19 protein-coding genes are annotated in these 14,702 nt (G+C 52.5%); 9 read left to right on the plus strand and 10 right to left on the minus strand.

Annotation, left to right across the window (positions count from 1 at the left end; genetic code table 11):
- Positions 1-3 precede the first annotated feature (3 nt).
- Together EKM97_RS01525 and EKM97_RS01530 are read left to right on the plus strand one after the other, a co-directional pair.
- On the plus strand, positions 4-747 hold the full coding sequence (locus EKM97_RS01525; RefSeq protein ID WP_404820195.1) for an amino acid ABC transporter ATP-binding protein: 744 nt from the start codon (positions 4-6) through the stop codon (positions 745-747).
- A 122-nt stretch (positions 748-869) separates the two neighbouring features.
- Positions 870-1,193 (plus strand): hypothetical protein, encoded by a 324-nt coding sequence (locus EKM97_RS01530; RefSeq protein ID WP_125570511.1) that lies wholly within the window; start codon positions 870-872, stop codon positions 1,191-1,193.
- A 74-nt stretch (positions 1,194-1,267) separates the two neighbouring features.
- Here EKM97_RS01530 and EKM97_RS01535 read toward each other — a convergent pair whose 3' ends face one another.
- The 3 genes from EKM97_RS01535 to EKM97_RS01545 form a co-directional block, all read right to left on the minus strand.
- The gene (locus EKM97_RS01535; protein WP_125570512.1) at positions 1,268-1,981 is read right to left on the minus strand and encodes a class A sortase; all 714 of its coding nucleotides are present in this window, start codon (positions 1,979-1,981) and stop codon (positions 1,268-1,270) included.
- Positions 1,982-2,148: 167 nt separating this feature from the next.
- On the minus strand, positions 2,149-2,463 hold the full coding sequence (locus EKM97_RS01540; RefSeq protein WP_125570513.1) for a PTS lactose/cellobiose transporter subunit IIA: 315 nt from the start codon (positions 2,461-2,463) through the stop codon (positions 2,149-2,151).
- A gap of 12 nt (positions 2,464-2,475) precedes the next feature.
- Positions 2,476-2,784 (minus strand): PTS sugar transporter subunit IIB, encoded by a 309-nt coding sequence (locus tag EKM97_RS01545; RefSeq protein ID WP_125570514.1) that lies wholly within the window; start codon positions 2,782-2,784, stop codon positions 2,476-2,478.
- 379 nt (positions 2,785-3,163) lie between these two features.
- On the opposite strand from EKM97_RS01545, the gene EKM97_RS01550 reads away from it, so the two are divergent.
- The 3 genes from EKM97_RS01550 (at position 3,164) to EKM97_RS01560 (ending at position 6,512) form a co-directional block, all read left to right on the plus strand.
- Positions 3,164-4,591: a DHA2 family efflux MFS transporter permease subunit gene (locus EKM97_RS01550; protein WP_125570515.1), complete on the plus strand. Its 1,428-nt coding sequence runs from the start codon at positions 3,164-3,166 to the stop codon at positions 4,589-4,591.
- Between the two features lie 111 nt (positions 4,592-4,702).
- Positions 4,703-5,125, plus strand: coding sequence for a MarR family winged helix-turn-helix transcriptional regulator (locus tag EKM97_RS01555; protein ID WP_125570516.1), 423 nt, complete (start codon positions 4,703-4,705; stop codon positions 5,123-5,125).
- A 52-nt stretch (positions 5,126-5,177) separates the two neighbouring features.
- The gene (locus tag EKM97_RS01560) at positions 5,178-6,512 is read left to right on the plus strand and encodes a DHA2 family efflux MFS transporter permease subunit (RefSeq protein ID WP_125570517.1); all 1,335 of its coding nucleotides are present in this window, start codon (positions 5,178-5,180) and stop codon (positions 6,510-6,512) included.
- Between the two features lie 63 nt (positions 6,513-6,575).
- Here the strand turns inward: EKM97_RS01560 and EKM97_RS01565 are convergent, their stop codons facing one another.
- Complete coding sequence (locus tag EKM97_RS01565) at positions 6,576-7,166, minus strand: NAD(P)H-dependent oxidoreductase (RefSeq protein ID WP_125570518.1); 591 nt, start codon at positions 7,164-7,166, stop codon at positions 6,576-6,578.
- A 75-nt stretch (positions 7,167-7,241) separates the two neighbouring features.
- Positions 7,242-7,796, minus strand: a complete 555-nt coding sequence (locus EKM97_RS01570) for a Crp/Fnr family transcriptional regulator (protein WP_125570519.1) — start codon at positions 7,794-7,796, stop codon at positions 7,242-7,244.
- 233 nt (positions 7,797-8,029) lie between these two features.
- Here EKM97_RS01570 and EKM97_RS01575 point away from each other — a divergent pair, with 233 nt between their 5' ends.
- Entirely contained in the window at positions 8,030-8,482 is a 453-nt protein-coding gene (locus EKM97_RS01575) for a PTS sugar transporter subunit IIA (RefSeq protein ID WP_125570520.1), read from the plus strand.
- Positions 8,483-8,611: 129 nt separating this feature from the next.
- Entirely contained in the window at positions 8,612-9,553 is a 942-nt protein-coding gene (locus EKM97_RS01580) for a LacI family DNA-binding transcriptional regulator (protein ID WP_125570521.1), read from the plus strand.
- 156 nt (positions 9,554-9,709) lie between these two features.
- On the opposite strand, the gene EKM97_RS01585 is transcribed toward EKM97_RS01580, so the two are convergent.
- The 5 genes from EKM97_RS01585 to EKM97_RS01605 all read right to left on the minus strand — a co-directional run bounded on the left by EKM97_RS01585 (position 9,710) and on the right by EKM97_RS01605 (position 13,486).
- Positions 9,710-10,033 (minus strand): hypothetical protein, encoded by a 324-nt coding sequence (locus tag EKM97_RS01585; protein ID WP_125570522.1) that lies wholly within the window; start codon positions 10,031-10,033, stop codon positions 9,710-9,712.
- Between the two features lie 228 nt (positions 10,034-10,261).
- On the minus strand, positions 10,262-11,206 hold the full coding sequence (locus tag EKM97_RS01590; RefSeq protein WP_125570523.1) for a hexose kinase: 945 nt from the start codon (positions 11,204-11,206) through the stop codon (positions 10,262-10,264).
- 414 nt (positions 11,207-11,620) lie between these two features.
- Complete coding sequence (gene lacB, locus EKM97_RS01595; protein ID WP_125570524.1) at positions 11,621-12,196, minus strand: galactose-6-phosphate isomerase subunit LacB; 576 nt, start codon at positions 12,194-12,196, stop codon at positions 11,621-11,623.
- Positions 12,197-12,263: 67 nt separating this feature from the next.
- Positions 12,264-12,692, minus strand: a complete 429-nt coding sequence (gene lacA, locus EKM97_RS01600) for a galactose-6-phosphate isomerase subunit LacA (RefSeq protein ID WP_125570525.1) — start codon at positions 12,690-12,692, stop codon at positions 12,264-12,266.
- Positions 12,693-12,715: 23 nt separating this feature from the next.
- Positions 12,716-13,486, minus strand: a complete 771-nt coding sequence (locus EKM97_RS01605) for a DeoR/GlpR family DNA-binding transcription regulator (RefSeq protein WP_125570526.1) — start codon at positions 13,484-13,486, stop codon at positions 12,716-12,718.
- Between the two features lie 331 nt (positions 13,487-13,817).
- Between EKM97_RS01605 and EKM97_RS01610 the strand changes: the two genes are divergently transcribed.
- Positions 13,818-14,315 (plus strand): PTS sugar transporter subunit IIA, encoded by a 498-nt coding sequence (locus EKM97_RS01610; protein ID WP_125570527.1) that lies wholly within the window; start codon positions 13,818-13,820, stop codon positions 14,313-14,315.
- Between the two features lie 23 nt (positions 14,316-14,338).
- Entirely contained in the window at positions 14,339-14,644 is a 306-nt protein-coding gene (locus tag EKM97_RS01615) for a PTS sugar transporter subunit IIB (RefSeq protein ID WP_125570528.1), read from the plus strand.
- The last annotated feature ends 58 nt before the right edge of the window (positions 14,645-14,702 follow it).

Genomic DNA, 14,702 nt, shown 5'->3' on the forward strand with positions numbered 1-14,702 from the left:
ATAATGACTGAGACTATTCTTGAAGTACAAAACCTCCAGAAGACCTTCGGGCAGCACGAGGTTTTGCGTGATATTAACTTAACCGTGACTAAGGGCGAAGTGCTGACCATCATCGGTCGGTCTGGTTCCGGGAAGTCCACCCTGCTACGCGGTTTGAACCTGCTTGAAGCGCCAACTAGCGGCAAAATTCTGTTCCACGGCAAGGACATTCAGGATGACAGTTTCGACCTCGCGCAGTACCGTGCCAAGGTCGGCATGGTGTTCCAAAACTTTAACCTGTTCAACAACCTGACCGTGCTCGACAACATCATGGTGCCGCAAATGAGCGTCCTCAAGCGCAGCCAGGCTGACGCCAAGGAACACGCGATTGCCATTCTCAAGCAAATGAACATGGACCCGTTCATCAATGCTAAGCCGGCGCAGCTGTCCGGCGGGCAGAAGCAACGTGTCGCCATTGCACGCTCCGTGGCGATGGATCCTGAAGTGCTGCTGTTTGACGAGCCAACTTCCGCACTGGACCCCGAAATGGTTGACGACGTGCTGTCTGCCATGACGGCACTGGCTAAGACCGGGCTGACCATGATTGTGGTGACCCACGAAATGCAGTTCGCCCGTGACATCTCCGACACCGTCCTCTTCATGAACGAAGGGATTGTGGCCGAAGAAGGCACGCCAGAACAGATTTTCGGCAACCCGCAGGAAGAAGTCACCCGCGACTTCCTGAAGCGCTACTTGAAGCGCGACTAATCGAGAGCAAACAAAATAGCGCCAGTGGCAATCTGATAAGGTTGTTGCTGGCGCTATTTTTTATTCCCTCCGACTCACCACTCTGGTAGACTAAAGGCAAAACTTGCTGGAGGCGAGCACTCATGAACGTGTTTACTGCTCTGAAACTCATTCAAATCGACCACCACGGTCTGGACCCGCACAACGTCATCATCACCGATGACACGGGCAAACCGGACAACGTGCTCACGGGTCTGCTGACCGATGTCCTCACCAACGTGAACCTCTTCACGGATTGGAACGCCGAAAACAGCGCGCCCGGTCTGGTGGAACGCCTCCACAACTGCACCCCACTGCCTAGCGACGTGCTGGATGAATACCGCAAAATTCTGGAGCAGGAAATTGCGGGTATCAACTTCAGCGTCCGCCGCGGCACGGTCGAACTTGTGTATAAGCCACTGATTTAACGCCAATGCAAAACGCACGCCAGCCGGTATCCTCGTTCAGGACACTGTCTAGCGTGCGTTTTTAAATTACCATGTTACTTACCGTCAAAGACGCGGAGCGTTTTGGTCGTCGCCTTTTGCACACTCGTTAAACTGCCGCGCACAATGTGCCGCTCCGGCTGCAGAATCTGGTTGGATGAACAGGTCACGAGCGTGATGATCTTGTCGCCCTGATCGTCATCAATGTACTGCACCTGGCTTTTATCCACGACCTTCTGGAAACTGATTTTGTAGGTGTAAACCTTCTTCTTATCGGTAATGTAGATGTTGGCGCCGGTTTTCACGTTCTCTAGCGGCGAGAACAGCGTCGTCTGCTTGTGAATATGGTGCCCAGCCAGTGCGTAGTTGCGCTTACCCATTTCCTGATTCGGCTTCATTGTGCCCGCCCCTACGGCCAGGTTATTACCGGACAGCCCCTTCAGAATCGGCAGGTAGATGCGCACACTCGGTACACTAATCAACCCAATGGGCTTGAGATTGCGGGCTAACGCAGCCTTGGACACGTTGCTGAGATCCAGCGCTTCAACTTTGGCGAAATTATAGCTCGCTTTTGCCTTCTTATTGCGGTCAATGTCACTGGTTTTGAGTGTCTTGGCGCTGCGCACACTGCTTTGCGACATCTGGTCAACCATGAACAGCTTAATCTGCTCGTTAAAAATCAGTGCCAGACTGAGCGCAAAGCCCAAGACAATCACGATTCCCCAAACAACGTCGACCCAGCGGCGCCGCTTTTTACTCTTCTTGGCCAATCCAGATGCCTCCCTCCATGTTTGCTATACCTACATTATATAATGCCGCAGCATAAATACCGAAGCAGATTTGCAAAAGTAAATTTGTACTCATTGCAGAAACCGTCAACCAAATTCACTGATACATCAAAACGGCCATCACTGCATCTGCAGTGATGGCCACCCGTTTATTCCAGCCGCCGATACAATTCCACAATCTCGCCGGCCAGGTCGCGGAAGGTGATGGCGTTCATGATGTGATCCTGTGCGTGGACCATCAGCAAGCTGACTTCCGTATGCTCACCTTGAGCTTCTTTCGTCAGCATCCCAGTTTGCGCGTTGTGCGCGTCCACCATGAAACTGTCGGCCTCCTTGAGCTTGGCGTCTGCCACGTCAAAAGTACCCGCTTTAGCGGCCCGAATAGCTTCCATGGCGGCACTCTTGGCGTTGCCGCCGGCCATAATCAGTTGCATGATGACCAGCTCTGTCGTCTCCGTCGCCATTGTCAGCACCTCCTAGCCGATCACGTCTAGCGCGTGCTGCAATACCTTCTCACCGCGCATCATGCCGTAGTCCTGCATGTTAATGACCTCAACCGGAATGTCGACGCGCTTCTTGAAGTCATCGAGCATGAAGCGCACTTGCGGTCCTAACATCAGGATATCTGGATGCTCACTGGCAATCTTGTTGTCCGCATCCGCCGCGGCGGTCGCGAAAATTTTGGCGTCCTGACCATCGGCCTCCGCGGCCTTTTGCATCTTAGACACCAGCAGGCTGGTGGACATCCCCGCCGAGCACACGAGCATAATTGTTTTTGCTGCCATAGTTAACACCCTTTCTGCCCCCTGGGCAATTCCGTCAGCTGATATTTGGCCGTGGTTAGTGGCCAATCATCAGTAAATTAATTTTTCCCTACTTCAAATATACAGATTTATGAAAGCGATAACAAGTCGCTGATAGTTTGCTCCGACCGCCCGTAAGATTTACACGCCCGCAGGCTACTATTCACGGCTTGAATCTGGAAATCATAATATTTCAACTGCCGTGAATGTGAAATTTTCACTTACGAAACTGGCCAAAGTCTGCTAGAGTAACCAACGACCAAGTTCGAGAATGGGCAAGCAGACCTTGCGCGCAATTCTGAACTGTCCGCGACAACACCCGGTCGGTGCGTGGTCGCAAGTGAAAGGAAGTATTATTCTAATGGAACAAAGTATCACCGCAGCAACGGACCGGCCCCGTGTCGCTGTGAAAAATCCTGGCCTCGCCATGGTCAGTATGCTCATTGGGGCTTTCGTCGGCATGTTCAGTGAAACTTCACTCAACATCGCCCTCCCGAGTCTCACCCGCAGTCTTGGCATTAGCACGGCGACGGCTTCATGGCTCGTCACCGGCTACATGCTGGTCATTGGGATTATCCTGCCGTTTTCCGGCTTTCTGAGTAAGTGGTTCACTACTCGCCAGATTGTCATCTTCGGATTGTGCGACTTCATCGTTGGGGCAGCAATTGCCGCTCTGGCCCAGAACTTCGGCCTGCTATTATTCGGGCGCATGATCCAAGGTATCGGGACCGGGCTGATTTTGCCCCTCATGTTTACGGTCGCCATGCAGGTTTTCCGGCCGAGCAAGCTCGGCGCCGCAATGGGCATGTGTGCCCTCGTCATCATGTTCGCCCCAGCTGTTGGCCCAACACTGACGGGGATTGTCCTCGCTAAGCTCTCCTGGCACTGGATTTTCTGGCTGTTCATTCCCTTCTTGGCGATTGCGCTCATTTTCGCACTCACTAGTTTGGAGAACGTTGGCGAAATTACCAAGCCCAAGATTGATGCCGTCTCCATCCTCGAATCCGCAGTTGGGTTCGCCAGCTTGGTTGCCGGTGTCAGTCTCGCCAGCTCGCGCGGCTGGACCAGCCCCGCAGTTCTGGGACTACTCGCACTCGGCATCGTCGTGCTGGCCTTCTACGCCCACCGTCAGTTGCACAGTGCTAGCCCAATTTTGAACCTCAAAATTTTTGCCATCCCCGCCTTCCGGACCGGCGCGCTGCTAGTCATGGTCGACTTCGGGATTATCCTGGCCACCATGTACCTGCTGCCAATGTACATCCAAAACGGCCTGCTACTGCCCGTCGCCCTGACTGGGATCATCATGCTGCCTGGTGGCGTCATCAACGCGGCAACGTCCGCTTTTGCCGGACGCATGTTTGACCGCCTCGGTGCCCGCACCCCCGCGATGGCCGGCTTCATCATCGCCCTGATTGGGGCGCTGATGCTCGCCTTCACCACCCATACCTCCAGCATCGCCTACGTCATTGCGGCGCACGTGATTCTGATGATTGGGTGCCCACTAGCCATGTCGCCAGCACAGACTTACGCACTCAGTTCCCTGAACGGCGCCCAGTCCGCTGATGGCAGTACCATCATGAACACCCTGCAGCAAATCATCGGGGCCATTTCGACCGCGATTGCCACCAGCCTGCTCGGTCTTGGCGCTGCAGCTAACGCACACGCCAGCAAGGCTGTTGCCTTCACCAGCGGTGTGCATTACGGAATTTACTTCGTAATCATCTTGATTGTCTGCGCACTGCTGCTCAGTTTAGGCCTTAAGGGTCGCAAGACGGCAAGTGCTAAGTAACCTTTTGCAAAAGTCAGTTCGCATTCGCGAACTGACTTTTTTATTTTGCCTTGCACTTTTTCAAAATGAGCCTATAATATCGTTAGTCGTCTAACGAAAAGAGGCCAGCACATGGACTACGGTAAACTCATCAAGCTTGCAGCCAACCAAATGAACCGGCGCATGGACGCGTACGCAAAGCAGTACGGCCTCACTGGCACCCAGATGTCGATTCTTGACTTTTTGTCGGGCAATCCGCACGCCTTGCAGCGGGACATCGAAGTGGAATTCAACATTCAGCGTTCCACCGCAACGGTGACCTTGCAGCGCATGGAGAAAGCGGGGCTTGTCAACCGCGTGCCTGCAGCTACCGATGCGCGGCAGAAAGAAGTGCACCTGACGAATAAGGCGCAGGCACTGAGCAGCGCCGTGGCTGCGTACATCGCCCATCAGCAAATGAGCCTAGTCACGCACTTCTCAGAAGAAGAGCAGGCCACCTTCACGGCTATGCTGCAGTATTTCATTGAATTAAACGGAGGCAATCACCATCAATAAGTCACAAAAAATCGAACCACGAGTCGTTGGCGCCATCTTTGCCACCGGCCTGATGTCTTTCTGCGGGGTCATCGTCGAAACCGCCATGAACATCACCTTCCCCACGCTGATGAAAGAATTCGGCGTCGCCACCAACACGGTGCAGTGGATGACCACGCTCTACCTGCTCGTCGTCGCTGCGCTGGTGCCATTGTCAGCCACCTTTAAGCGCCGCTTCAAAATGCGCAGCCTCTTCCTGGTCGCCATCAGCTTCTTTATCATCGGAGTCGTCCTCGATGGCATTGCGCCTGCATTCTGGGTTCTACTTTTGGGCCGCGGTATCCAAGGTCTCGGGACCGGCATTGCACTGCCGCTGATGTTTAACATCATTTTGGAGCAAGTGCCGCAGTCCAAAGTCGGGATGATGATGGGCATCGGCACCATGATCACCGGGGTGGCGCCCGCTATCGGGCCTACCTTCGGCGGTCTGGTCGTCTCCGCATTCGGCTGGCGCTACGTATTCGTCTTCTTGCTACCAGTACTCGTCTTCGCCCTGGTGCTCGGACTACTGTGCATCCGGCAAAAGACGCCGGTCAGCGCCGTGCACGTGGATGCGCTTAGTGTCGCTCTCATTGTCGTCACCTTCTGCAGTCTGATCTTCGGAATCAGTAACTTGGGCAGCCAAGCCTTCATGAGTCTCTCCGTCGGCGGCGCCCTGCTGCTCGGTATCGTCGCGCTGGCGCTCTTCACTCGGCGGTCACTGACCATCAAGCAGCCCATCATCAACTTGCGACTGTTCACCACGCGCGCCTTCACCCTCAGCGTGCTGTGCTTCACCGCACTGCAGATTGCGGCGCTCGGCCTGTCCTTCCTACTGCCGAACTACATTCAGCTCGTGAATGGTAATTCCGCACTACAGGCGGGGCTGATCGTCCTCCCCGGCGCCGTGCTCGGTGCCATTCTTGGACCTCTCAGCGGCCGACTTTACGACCACGTTGGCGCGGCCATCCCGCTACGGACTGGCGCCGTACTCACCATTGTCGGGACAGCGGTCATGTTTGTATTCGGCCGCAGCCTGGGCAACGGTCTGATTATCGCCACCTACACCTTCTTCATGGCCGGTATGGGCCTAAGCTACGGGAACATCATGACTAGCGGCCTCAGTTTCCTGGACGTGGCGCAGCAAAGCGACGGGAACGCCATCTTCAACACGGTGCAACAGTTTGCCGCTGCACTCGGGACCAGCATGGCGGCCGCAATGGTCGCAGCTGGGCAAAAGGCCGCCAGCAACCAAGCTGTCGGCACCGCCAACGGGACAACGAATGCCCTGCTCGTTTTGCTCGTGCTGGTTGTGGTGGAACTGTTCATCGCATTGATTAACACGCATAAGCAAGCCGCAACACATTAATCATTTAGTGCAAAAAACGGACGTTCAATTGAACGTCCGTTTTTTGTGTTTCACGTGAAACGACTATGCTCGTGCACCAACCTGCTGCGCGGTCGCCAGCCACTTAGCACGCTGGTCATCGCTACTCTTTTTGACCATGTTACAACTCATCCAGCGCACGTGCTTGAGGCCCATCTTCTTAAAGGTCCCCCGCACCAGTGCCCGCTGCACGGCGTCGCCAAACACCCACCGGTAAACAGAGCGTGGTGTGTTCATCGTGGTAATGATGGTCGTCGACTGCAAGTTATCCAGCAGGGAACGCATCCCCGTGGCGCTCTTGTCGTAATCAAAAGTCTCGCCAGGGAATACGACCTTGTCGATGAAGCCCTTCATCATGGCCGGCATCAATTCCCACCAGATAGGAAAGACCAGCACAAGGTGGTCGGCTTCCTTAATGCGCCGAATGTAGTCCAGCGCCTGCTCATCTTGCGCCTTGTGCTTCAGAAAGCCAATTAGATCCTTGCTGTGCATCACCGGATCAAAGCCATCAGCTTCCAAATCAATCAGGTCGACTTCCTGACCCGCATTTTGGGCGCCATCACGCACCGCACTCATCAAAGCGTGGCAGAAACTCCCGTCATAAGGGTGGATCGTTACAATTACTGTTTTAGTCATATACTTATCCTCCATTAGTTCGTTAGTTGATGAAGTTAGTATATGAGCTACCACAGATGTGGGCATTAACAATTGTTAATCATCGATATTATCGCGCACCCGTTTGCGAATTCGTGATAAGGACACCGGGGTGATGCCCAGATAAGACGCCAGTTCGTAGTGCGGTACGCGCGCAATCAGCTCTGGATTGGTTCGCGCCAAATCACGATAACGATCCTCAGGCGATTTTTCGATGCGGTTCAAGAAATAATGCGTGTAATCGATGAAGCGGTAGCAAATGTGCGTCGTAAAAGCCGCCATGAGACGCGCATCATGGTTCAAAGCAGTCAGTGCGACCTTGCCGTCGACCGCAATGACCTGCGTCTCCTCCATCGCGGTGAGGGCAAACGTGCTCGGGCTTTGCAGATAGAAACTCTCAAACGATGCCACGGATTGGCCTTCAAAGAAGAACTGCAAGTTGATATCGCGTCCCTGCGCATCATTATGACTGAGACGCAAGCCGCCGTGTTGCACCAGGTAGATCCGCTGCGCCGTGTCTCCTTGTTCGAGCAAGGTCGCGCCAGCGGCAAAATTTTGCACGACCCCCTCACGTTTGAACAACGCCTCGTAATCAAGCTCATCCGTCATCATCGCTTGCACCTCCGCTTAACATTGCTAAATCACCTTTAGTTTAAGGATTTTGCCGCCTGCTGCCAAGCCGCAAATTTTTTTGAAAAAACTTGCAATTAATGCTTGACCTGAAACGCGTTCGATAAAATACACTATGTTCGTAAAGGAAAAGGAACCGCATACATCCGCGCGGGCGGCGCCTTCTTCACTGTTAACCCTTGCAAATGTCTGAAACATAATAGGAGGAAATTATCATGTTTGCACTGCTTAAGAAGAAGAATGTTGTCACCAACGTTAACCTGGACAGTAGCGATGAAATCAGCCTGCTCAAGGTTGTGGCCCAGAAGGCCGCCAGCAAGCTCGAACTCGATGGTCAGGAGATCAAGAGCGGCCTGTTCGCCAGTGCCGCTGCCGGCACGAACCAGATTGTGGCGAACCGCGTACTGCTCACCCATGCCAGCACTGAAGCCATCAAGGATGTGAAGTTCGTTATCCTCACCCTGAGCGACGCCATCTACTGGAACGGCGACGTTAACCAGCCCGTCGACTACGTGGTGGTCACGGTCATGCCCGCCGACGACTCTGATACCCAATACAGCGACGTGGCGCAGAAGGTTGCCACCGTCATGAGCGCCAACGTTGACCAGCTCAGCGACTGGCACGACAACGCCGGCAAACTCAACCAGCTCATTAGTCAGTTCAATTAAGCAAATGAACGCGCGCAGTGGTGCGCAGGGTACTCCGGTCGCCTCCGGGTACCTGCGGACCACTGCGCGCGTTTTGTGGTAAGTTAAAGACAGAAGCAATTCGGAATCACTCAGTTAGGAGGTGCCCCTATGGCAACAATTCGCGACGTTGCGCGCATTAGTGGTTACTCAATTTCCACCGTATCACGTGTGTTAAATCACAAGAATTACGTCTCTGATGAAGTGCGGCAGAGCGTGCAAAAGGTCATCGACAAACTCGACTACGTACCCAATGACGTGGCGCGTGACCTCAGCCGCGGTAAAACGATGACCATTGGGGTTGTCATGCTCGACCTGTTGCACCCCTATTATGTGGACATTAACGTCGGCATTATGTCCGCGGCTTTTGAAGCGGGCTACACAGTCATGCAACTGCCGTCGAGTTATAAGAACGAACAGGAGCGCAGCTACCTGGAACAACTGCGCCGTAAGGCTTTTGATGGCCTCATCTTCACAACCCACAACATTCCGGTCAGCGAGATGCTGCCGTACCAGAAGTACGGTCACATCGTCGTCTGTCACGATCCCGGTGATGCCCCGATTGACGCTGCTTACAGTGAACGTGGGCCTTCGTATGAGCAGGCCTTTAACTGGATCAAAAGCCGGCATTACCAGCGCATCGGTCTGCTTTTGCCGCGCGATCCAGCTTTGTCAGCTACCAGCGCGGAAACGCTTACTGCTTATGCACAAGTCTTCGGTGCCAAGCCAGACCGAGCCCTGACACGCTACGGGACGATGACCTACGCCGATGGCTACGCGGCGGGCGAATACTACATCAGTAACGGTCTCAATCCTGATTTTGTTTTCGCCAATGGTGACGACATCGCCACTGGTCTTGCGCAGTGCTACAAGGATCGCGGATTGCGGCCGCCTGACCTCATGGGCCAAGACAAACAGCTGTCCGGACAACTGCTGGGCATTCCCACCATTGACCACCATTACCACGATGTTGGAGCCGCGGCCCTGCGGCTAGCGATTGGCGCCAGCAGCGGTAAGCATGGGGTGCACTCTGATTTTATTGCGAAACGCTAAAAAGACTCGTTGTCCATTTTGGACAGCGAGTCTTTTTGTATACCATAATAATAGCATCATGATGAAACTATCTGGCGTTCTACCCTTAAGCCGCCAAAACAATGACGACCACACTAATTAATAAGAAAAGCATTTTGCACCCCTACTTCTGACTGCTTAAATGAACTGCATGGCTAAGGTGTAGCGGCGGTACTGCTGCATCTGTTGCCGACTGCGCTGGCTTAAAACGTCGAACGCAGCTTGCGCCCGAGCGCCAAACTTCAGTCCATCTTTTGCCACCAGCTGGTCAATATTCTTAACGAAGTGATCGACTTCAAGCGCTAGTGGCCAACCGTTCAAATGCGCATCAGCGACAATGCTGATCTCGGCCTTGATGAGATCAAGCGCAAGCCGCTGCACGATGTCGCAATCTTGCACCATCAGTGCGGCCTTAAGGTTTGTCAGTGCTGCCCCCAGCACTTGTTTGTCGCTAAGCATCATCCAACTCCTCCTCGATGTGAGCAAGCTCAACCCCTTAAATGTATAATACAGCATTTTTTGACTTTGTATAGTTTTTTTGGCCAAGTGCATGCAAAATTTTGCCCATTCTGGTCATGTGCAGTGCTGAGTTCGGTTAACCGGAGCATAAACACAAAGAAGGTACCGTCAATAGCGACGATACCTTCTTTGTTCGAAATAAAACTTCTCAATTTTCTATTTCCCAGGAAATTATGCTTGTTCGTTGACCGTAACCTTGGCGTAGTATTCATCAAACTTGCTCTTATCAACGAAGCCCGTCTTGGCTTCCATCGTGTTCAACATGCCGCAAGTCATCGCACTCTTGAGCACTTCTTCGGGTGCTTCGTGCTTGTCGGTGGCGTATGCAAGGCCAGCGAGCGTCGAGTCACCAGAGCCAACTGGGTTGACCACGTTAATCTTCTGGATGGCCGCCTGGTAGAAATCTCTATTGTGCTTGGCAAAGGCGCCCTTGCTACCGAGCGAAACAACAACCCATTCCACACCGTCAAACAGCGGGTGCTGCAGCTGTTTGGTCAGCTGTGGTAGGTTCGTCCGGTCGACTTCTTCGCCAATCAGCGCCCCCAGTTCGGAGTCATTAGGCTTAATCAAATCTGGCTTGTCATCGGCCTTCAGGGCCGCCTCAAGCGCAGCACCGGAAGCGTCCAGGAAGACCGGTACGCCTGCTTCATGACCGATGTGCACCATCTGCGCATAAAAATCAGTTGGTAAGCCACCAGGCAGACTGCCGGAAATCGTGACCAGTTCGACCGTCTTGAGCAATTCGCGGTAATGGTTCAAGAAATTCTCCGCATCTTGGGCACTCAGCGTTGGTCCCTTTTCCAGAATTTCGGTCTGGTCACCATTATCGTGCAGAATCGCGATGCAAGAACGGGTTTCACCATCAATCTGGGCAAAATCACCCTTGATGCCATCCTTGTCCAAGCGCCCCTGCAAGTACTTACCAAAGTAGCCGCCCAGCACACCCGTGGCAACAACTGGATGGTTCAGACAGTGGAGCACACGCGCCACGTTCAGTCCTTTGCCGCCGGCCGTTTTACGTACTTCAGTTACGCGGTTCACGTCATCAATGGTCAAATGATCCAGCGGATACTGCACATCGATGGATGGGTTCATGGTTACTGCAAGAATTGTCATGGGTAAAGCCTCCGTATTATGTAGCCTGCACGCGATTGTGCAGGCAATATTTATTGTTTCATTCCGCAAAAGAGCCAGTCGCACTTAACGCTTGCTTCGCTGTCCATTTTGCTAAGGGCGGCAAAGCCGCACAAGTAAAAATGGCTAGCGTTTAGTAAGACGGACATCGAAGTAAGCCCGTCTTTTTTAGATGACTGATACTCATCTTGCGAGAAGCCGTTTTTTGTCGTACTCCGCAAAAGAGCCAGGACGCATGTCCTGGCTCTTTTGCACTGCGTACCGTCTGCACCTGGGATATGGCGCGGTTAACTGGCCGATTCGCCGAAATCTCAGCCTCTTAACCTTCGCGGGCTAGGGGAATAGTCCGGACGGGACAGTATTGGTTAAAAAAATCTTTTGCAAGGCACGACTGAATTAGTCGTGGTAAACGCCTTCGGACCACTTCTTGTTTTCTTCGTCGAAGAAGTGCACGTTGTCCTTCTGGTCTGGGTTTGGTGTTGCGATGTTGTCGATCTTGTCGATGAGCTTCTTGTTCTCGTCGCTTGGCTTGTAAGAAGCTTCAAGAAAGGAGTCAACGATGTCAAAGATGAAGTCGCGGCCAAGCACGATACCACCAAAGCCGAGCACGTTAGCGTTCAGTTCTTCACGGGCGTACTTAGCCTGAGTTGCGTCACCAACCATGGCAGCGCGGATGCCTTCGTTCTTGTCGGCAGCGGTGGAAACACCGATACCAGTCCCACAAAGGACAACCCCAAGGTCTGCACGGCCGTCAGCAACATCTTCAGCAACGCGCTTACCGTAGATTGGGTAGTGCGTGCGAGTGTTGTCGTGGGTACCTTCGTCGATAACCTGGTAGCCAAGGCTCTTCAGGTGGTCAGATACAAGCATCTTCGTTGCGGTAACGATGTGGTCGTTCCCAAGGGCAATGACCGTGTGCTTATCAATAGCTGGGTCTACAAATTCTGGTGATGGCATGTCATTTTCAAGCATTGAAATGTTCCTCCAATTTTACAATCGTGATGATTTTTGATTTGCGATATGAGTTCAAATAGATGAATTAGATCATCTTTTCGAGCATGTCGAGACGTACCTGGTGACGACCACCGGCATATTCGGTGTCGAGGTAGTGCTGGACAATCCCGTAGGCAAGCTTTTCACCGACAATACCGGAACCCAGGGCGATGGCCTTGGCACCATTGTGCATAGCGGTCATGTGCGCGGTCCGTTCTTCGTTAACGTTCGCGGTAACCATGCCCTTGACCTTGTTGCTGGCCATGGCAGAGCCGACGCCGTATTCGTCGAACATAACGGCCTTCTTAACACCGTTTTCCAAAACCTGCTTGGTAACAGCGAGTGAAGATTCAACAAAATCCTCGGCAGGTTCCTCAGTAACATCAATCACGTTGTAGTTGTGATCATTCAGGTACTTCTTAACCTTTTCCTTGAGTTCGAAACCGTTCTTGTCAGAGCCAATAACAACATCCATGGTAGCAATTCTCCTTTTATATATTAGTTAACAGTAGTTATGACCTGCGTCAGCTTCTCGTAGTCGCTGCGCTGGTCGTCGTCAATGCCCGTATCGGTAATCAATCCATCCACATCCGCCAGATTGTAGAAGCCGTAAAAGTCTTCCGTATCGAGCTTGGTGTGGTCGGAAACAATGTACCGGGTTCGCGCATTATTCAGTGCGAGACGCTGAATCTGTCCCTCATCCGCGTTGGCGTTGCTGACAATGTTGTCGCAAACCCCGTTCGCGGAAACAAAAGCCTTGGCCATCCGCAACTTCTCGAGCGTCTCAGTTGCCAAGTTTCCTATAAAGGCACCGCTACGTTCACGGTACGCCCCGCCGACCAAACACAATTCGTAACGATCTGCCTTGCTCTTGAGACTCTCAAAAACAGGCAGACTGTTCGTCACGATGCGCAGGTCGGACACGGTCAGGTAATCGGCAATGAATTCGTTCGTTGTGCCGGGACCGAGATAGACGGTATCCCCGGATTCAATCAGTCCCGCTACTAAGGAAGCAATCTGCCGCTTTTCATCAACGTGCAGGTCCCGCTTCTCCAGTCGTGAGAGTTCTTGATCCTGGTTCTGCGCCAGGCGCGGACTTTGCGCACCGCCGTGAACCCGAATGATTGCGTTGTTCTCAGCCAGTTCCGCCAAATCGCGCCGCACGGTCATGGTCGAAACATTCAGTTCCTCACCAATTTCGTTGACGGTTATGATTCCTTTACGATCCACCAGGTTGCGAATCGTAAGTAGTCGCTGTCTTTTAAGCACCTCTTGCATCACCTCCGTATATATAGGAGAAAACGTTTGCCGCAAAATTTTGTAGCGCTTGCGGCCGCCCCTTTCTCTCTATATATGGACATCATCCGTGAACTAAAACCAGCTGTAGCGGGCTTAGTTCGCTTTTGTTCTGTTTTGTTTACTTATTGGTACGTCACTAAATTACCACCGCGTGAAAGCCCTGTCAAGCGTATTTAAGCGTTCACCGAAAACGTTTCAAAAAAGTTTTGATACAGGGGTTGACGCATGGAAGCGCTTGTATATAATTAAAAGTGTAATCCGGTGAACACAAACGAACAAAAATTAACGGAGGTGAAGCCGCATGCCAAATACGACAAGCAACACGCTGTTCGATCCCACTGCGGTGTTCGTCAGCGAACAAACAACTCAAGAGGGAGTCTTCAAGGAAGTTTCCGACAAGCTCCTCGAGATGAAGTACGTTAAGCCTGAGTTCCTCAAGAACCTGGCAGAACGGGAAAAGAACTACCCTACTGGGATTGATATGTCGGTCGTCAACCCTGACTACCCCAACATCGCAATTCCCCACACGGAAGGTAATTTCGTCAACGTGCGTATGATTGTTCCTATTAAGTTGGCTCACCCTGTTGAGTTCGGGAACATGATTGATCCTAGTCAGCATTTCCAGGTTTCGTTTTTGTTCATGATTTTGAACAATGACCCAGATGGCCAGGCAAACGTTCTTTCCGAGATTATGGGCTTCCTGACCACGACCCCTGCCGAAGACCTGCAAAACTTCCTCGGCGAGACCAACAAGGCAGCCATCTACTCGTTCCTCAACACCTATTTCAATCAGGATTAAACATACCTTAGGAGGTAACTATTATGATCAAGATTCTTGCAGCTTGCGGTGCCGGTGTTAACTCCAGCCACCAGATTAAGGACGCTTTGGAAAAGGAAATGAAGAGCCGCGGCTATGATGTACACTGCGACGCTGTCATGGTAAAGGATGTCAACGAAGAATTGCTCTCCAACTACGACATCTACGCACAGATTGCCAAGACTGACATGTCCTTCACACCAAAGATTCCAGTTGTTGACGCAGGTGCTATCCTCTACCGGATGCCAGCTATGGCAAAGCCTGTTTACGACAATGTCGAGAAGGTTATTAAGGAAAAGGGTTTGAAGTAAACAACTTTTTCCAGTTAACGGGGCAGGCGACCTAGTCACTGAGCTAGGTCGCCTGCCG

Origin of the sequence: Lacticaseibacillus songhuajiangensis, assembly GCF_003946025.1 — a bacterium.
Classification (GTDB): Bacteria; Bacillota; Bacilli; order Lactobacillales; family Lactobacillaceae; genus Lacticaseibacillus; species Lacticaseibacillus songhuajiangensis.

What these genes read in the sequence shown, in the direction of transcription:
- lacA (WP_125570525.1), bottom strand. Translation starts at nt 12,692, where the DNA reads ATGGATGTTGTTATTGGCTCTGACAAGAACGGTTTCGAACTCAAGGAA.
- EKM97_RS01565 (WP_125570518.1), bottom strand. Translation starts at nt 7,166, where the DNA reads ATGACTAAAACAGTAATTGTAACGATCCACCCTTATGACGGGAGTTTC.
- EKM97_RS01550 (WP_125570515.1), top strand. Translation starts at nt 3,164, where the DNA reads ATGGAACAAAGTATCACCGCAGCAACGGACCGGCCCCGTGTCGCTGTG.
- lacB (WP_125570524.1), bottom strand. Translation starts at nt 12,196, where the DNA reads ATGCTTGAAAATGACATGCCATCACCAGAATTTGTAGACCCAGCTATT.
- EKM97_RS01570 (WP_125570519.1), bottom strand. Translation starts at nt 7,796, where the DNA reads ATGATGACGGATGAGCTTGATTACGAGGCGTTGTTCAAACGTGAGGGG.
- EKM97_RS01555 (WP_125570516.1), top strand. Translation starts at nt 4,703, where the DNA reads ATGGACTACGGTAAACTCATCAAGCTTGCAGCCAACCAAATGAACCGG.
- EKM97_RS01580 (WP_125570521.1), top strand. Translation starts at nt 8,612, where the DNA reads ATGGCAACAATTCGCGACGTTGCGCGCATTAGTGGTTACTCAATTTCC.
- EKM97_RS01560 (WP_125570517.1), top strand. Translation starts at nt 5,178, where the DNA reads ATGTCTTTCTGCGGGGTCATCGTCGAAACCGCCATGAACATCACCTTC.
- EKM97_RS01615 (WP_125570528.1), top strand. Translation starts at nt 14,339, where the DNA reads ATGATCAAGATTCTTGCAGCTTGCGGTGCCGGTGTTAACTCCAGCCAC.
- EKM97_RS01585 (WP_125570522.1), bottom strand. Translation starts at nt 10,033, where the DNA reads ATGATGCTTAGCGACAAACAAGTGCTGGGGGCAGCACTGACAAACCTT.
- EKM97_RS01525 (WP_404820195.1), top strand. Translation starts at nt 4, where the DNA reads ATGACTGAGACTATTCTTGAAGTACAAAACCTCCAGAAGACCTTCGGG.
- EKM97_RS01590 (WP_125570523.1), bottom strand. Translation starts at nt 11,206, where the DNA reads ATGACAATTCTTGCAGTAACCATGAACCCATCCATCGATGTGCAGTAT.
- EKM97_RS01540 (WP_125570513.1), bottom strand. Translation starts at nt 2,463, where the DNA reads ATGGCGACGGAGACGACAGAGCTGGTCATCATGCAACTGATTATGGCC.
- EKM97_RS01545 (WP_125570514.1), bottom strand. Translation starts at nt 2,784, where the DNA reads ATGGCAGCAAAAACAATTATGCTCGTGTGCTCGGCGGGGATGTCCACC.
- EKM97_RS01530 (WP_125570511.1), top strand. Translation starts at nt 870, where the DNA reads ATGAACGTGTTTACTGCTCTGAAACTCATTCAAATCGACCACCACGGT.
- EKM97_RS01610 (WP_125570527.1), top strand. Translation starts at nt 13,818, where the DNA reads ATGCCAAATACGACAAGCAACACGCTGTTCGATCCCACTGCGGTGTTC.
- EKM97_RS01575 (WP_125570520.1), top strand. Translation starts at nt 8,030, where the DNA reads ATGTTTGCACTGCTTAAGAAGAAGAATGTTGTCACCAACGTTAACCTG.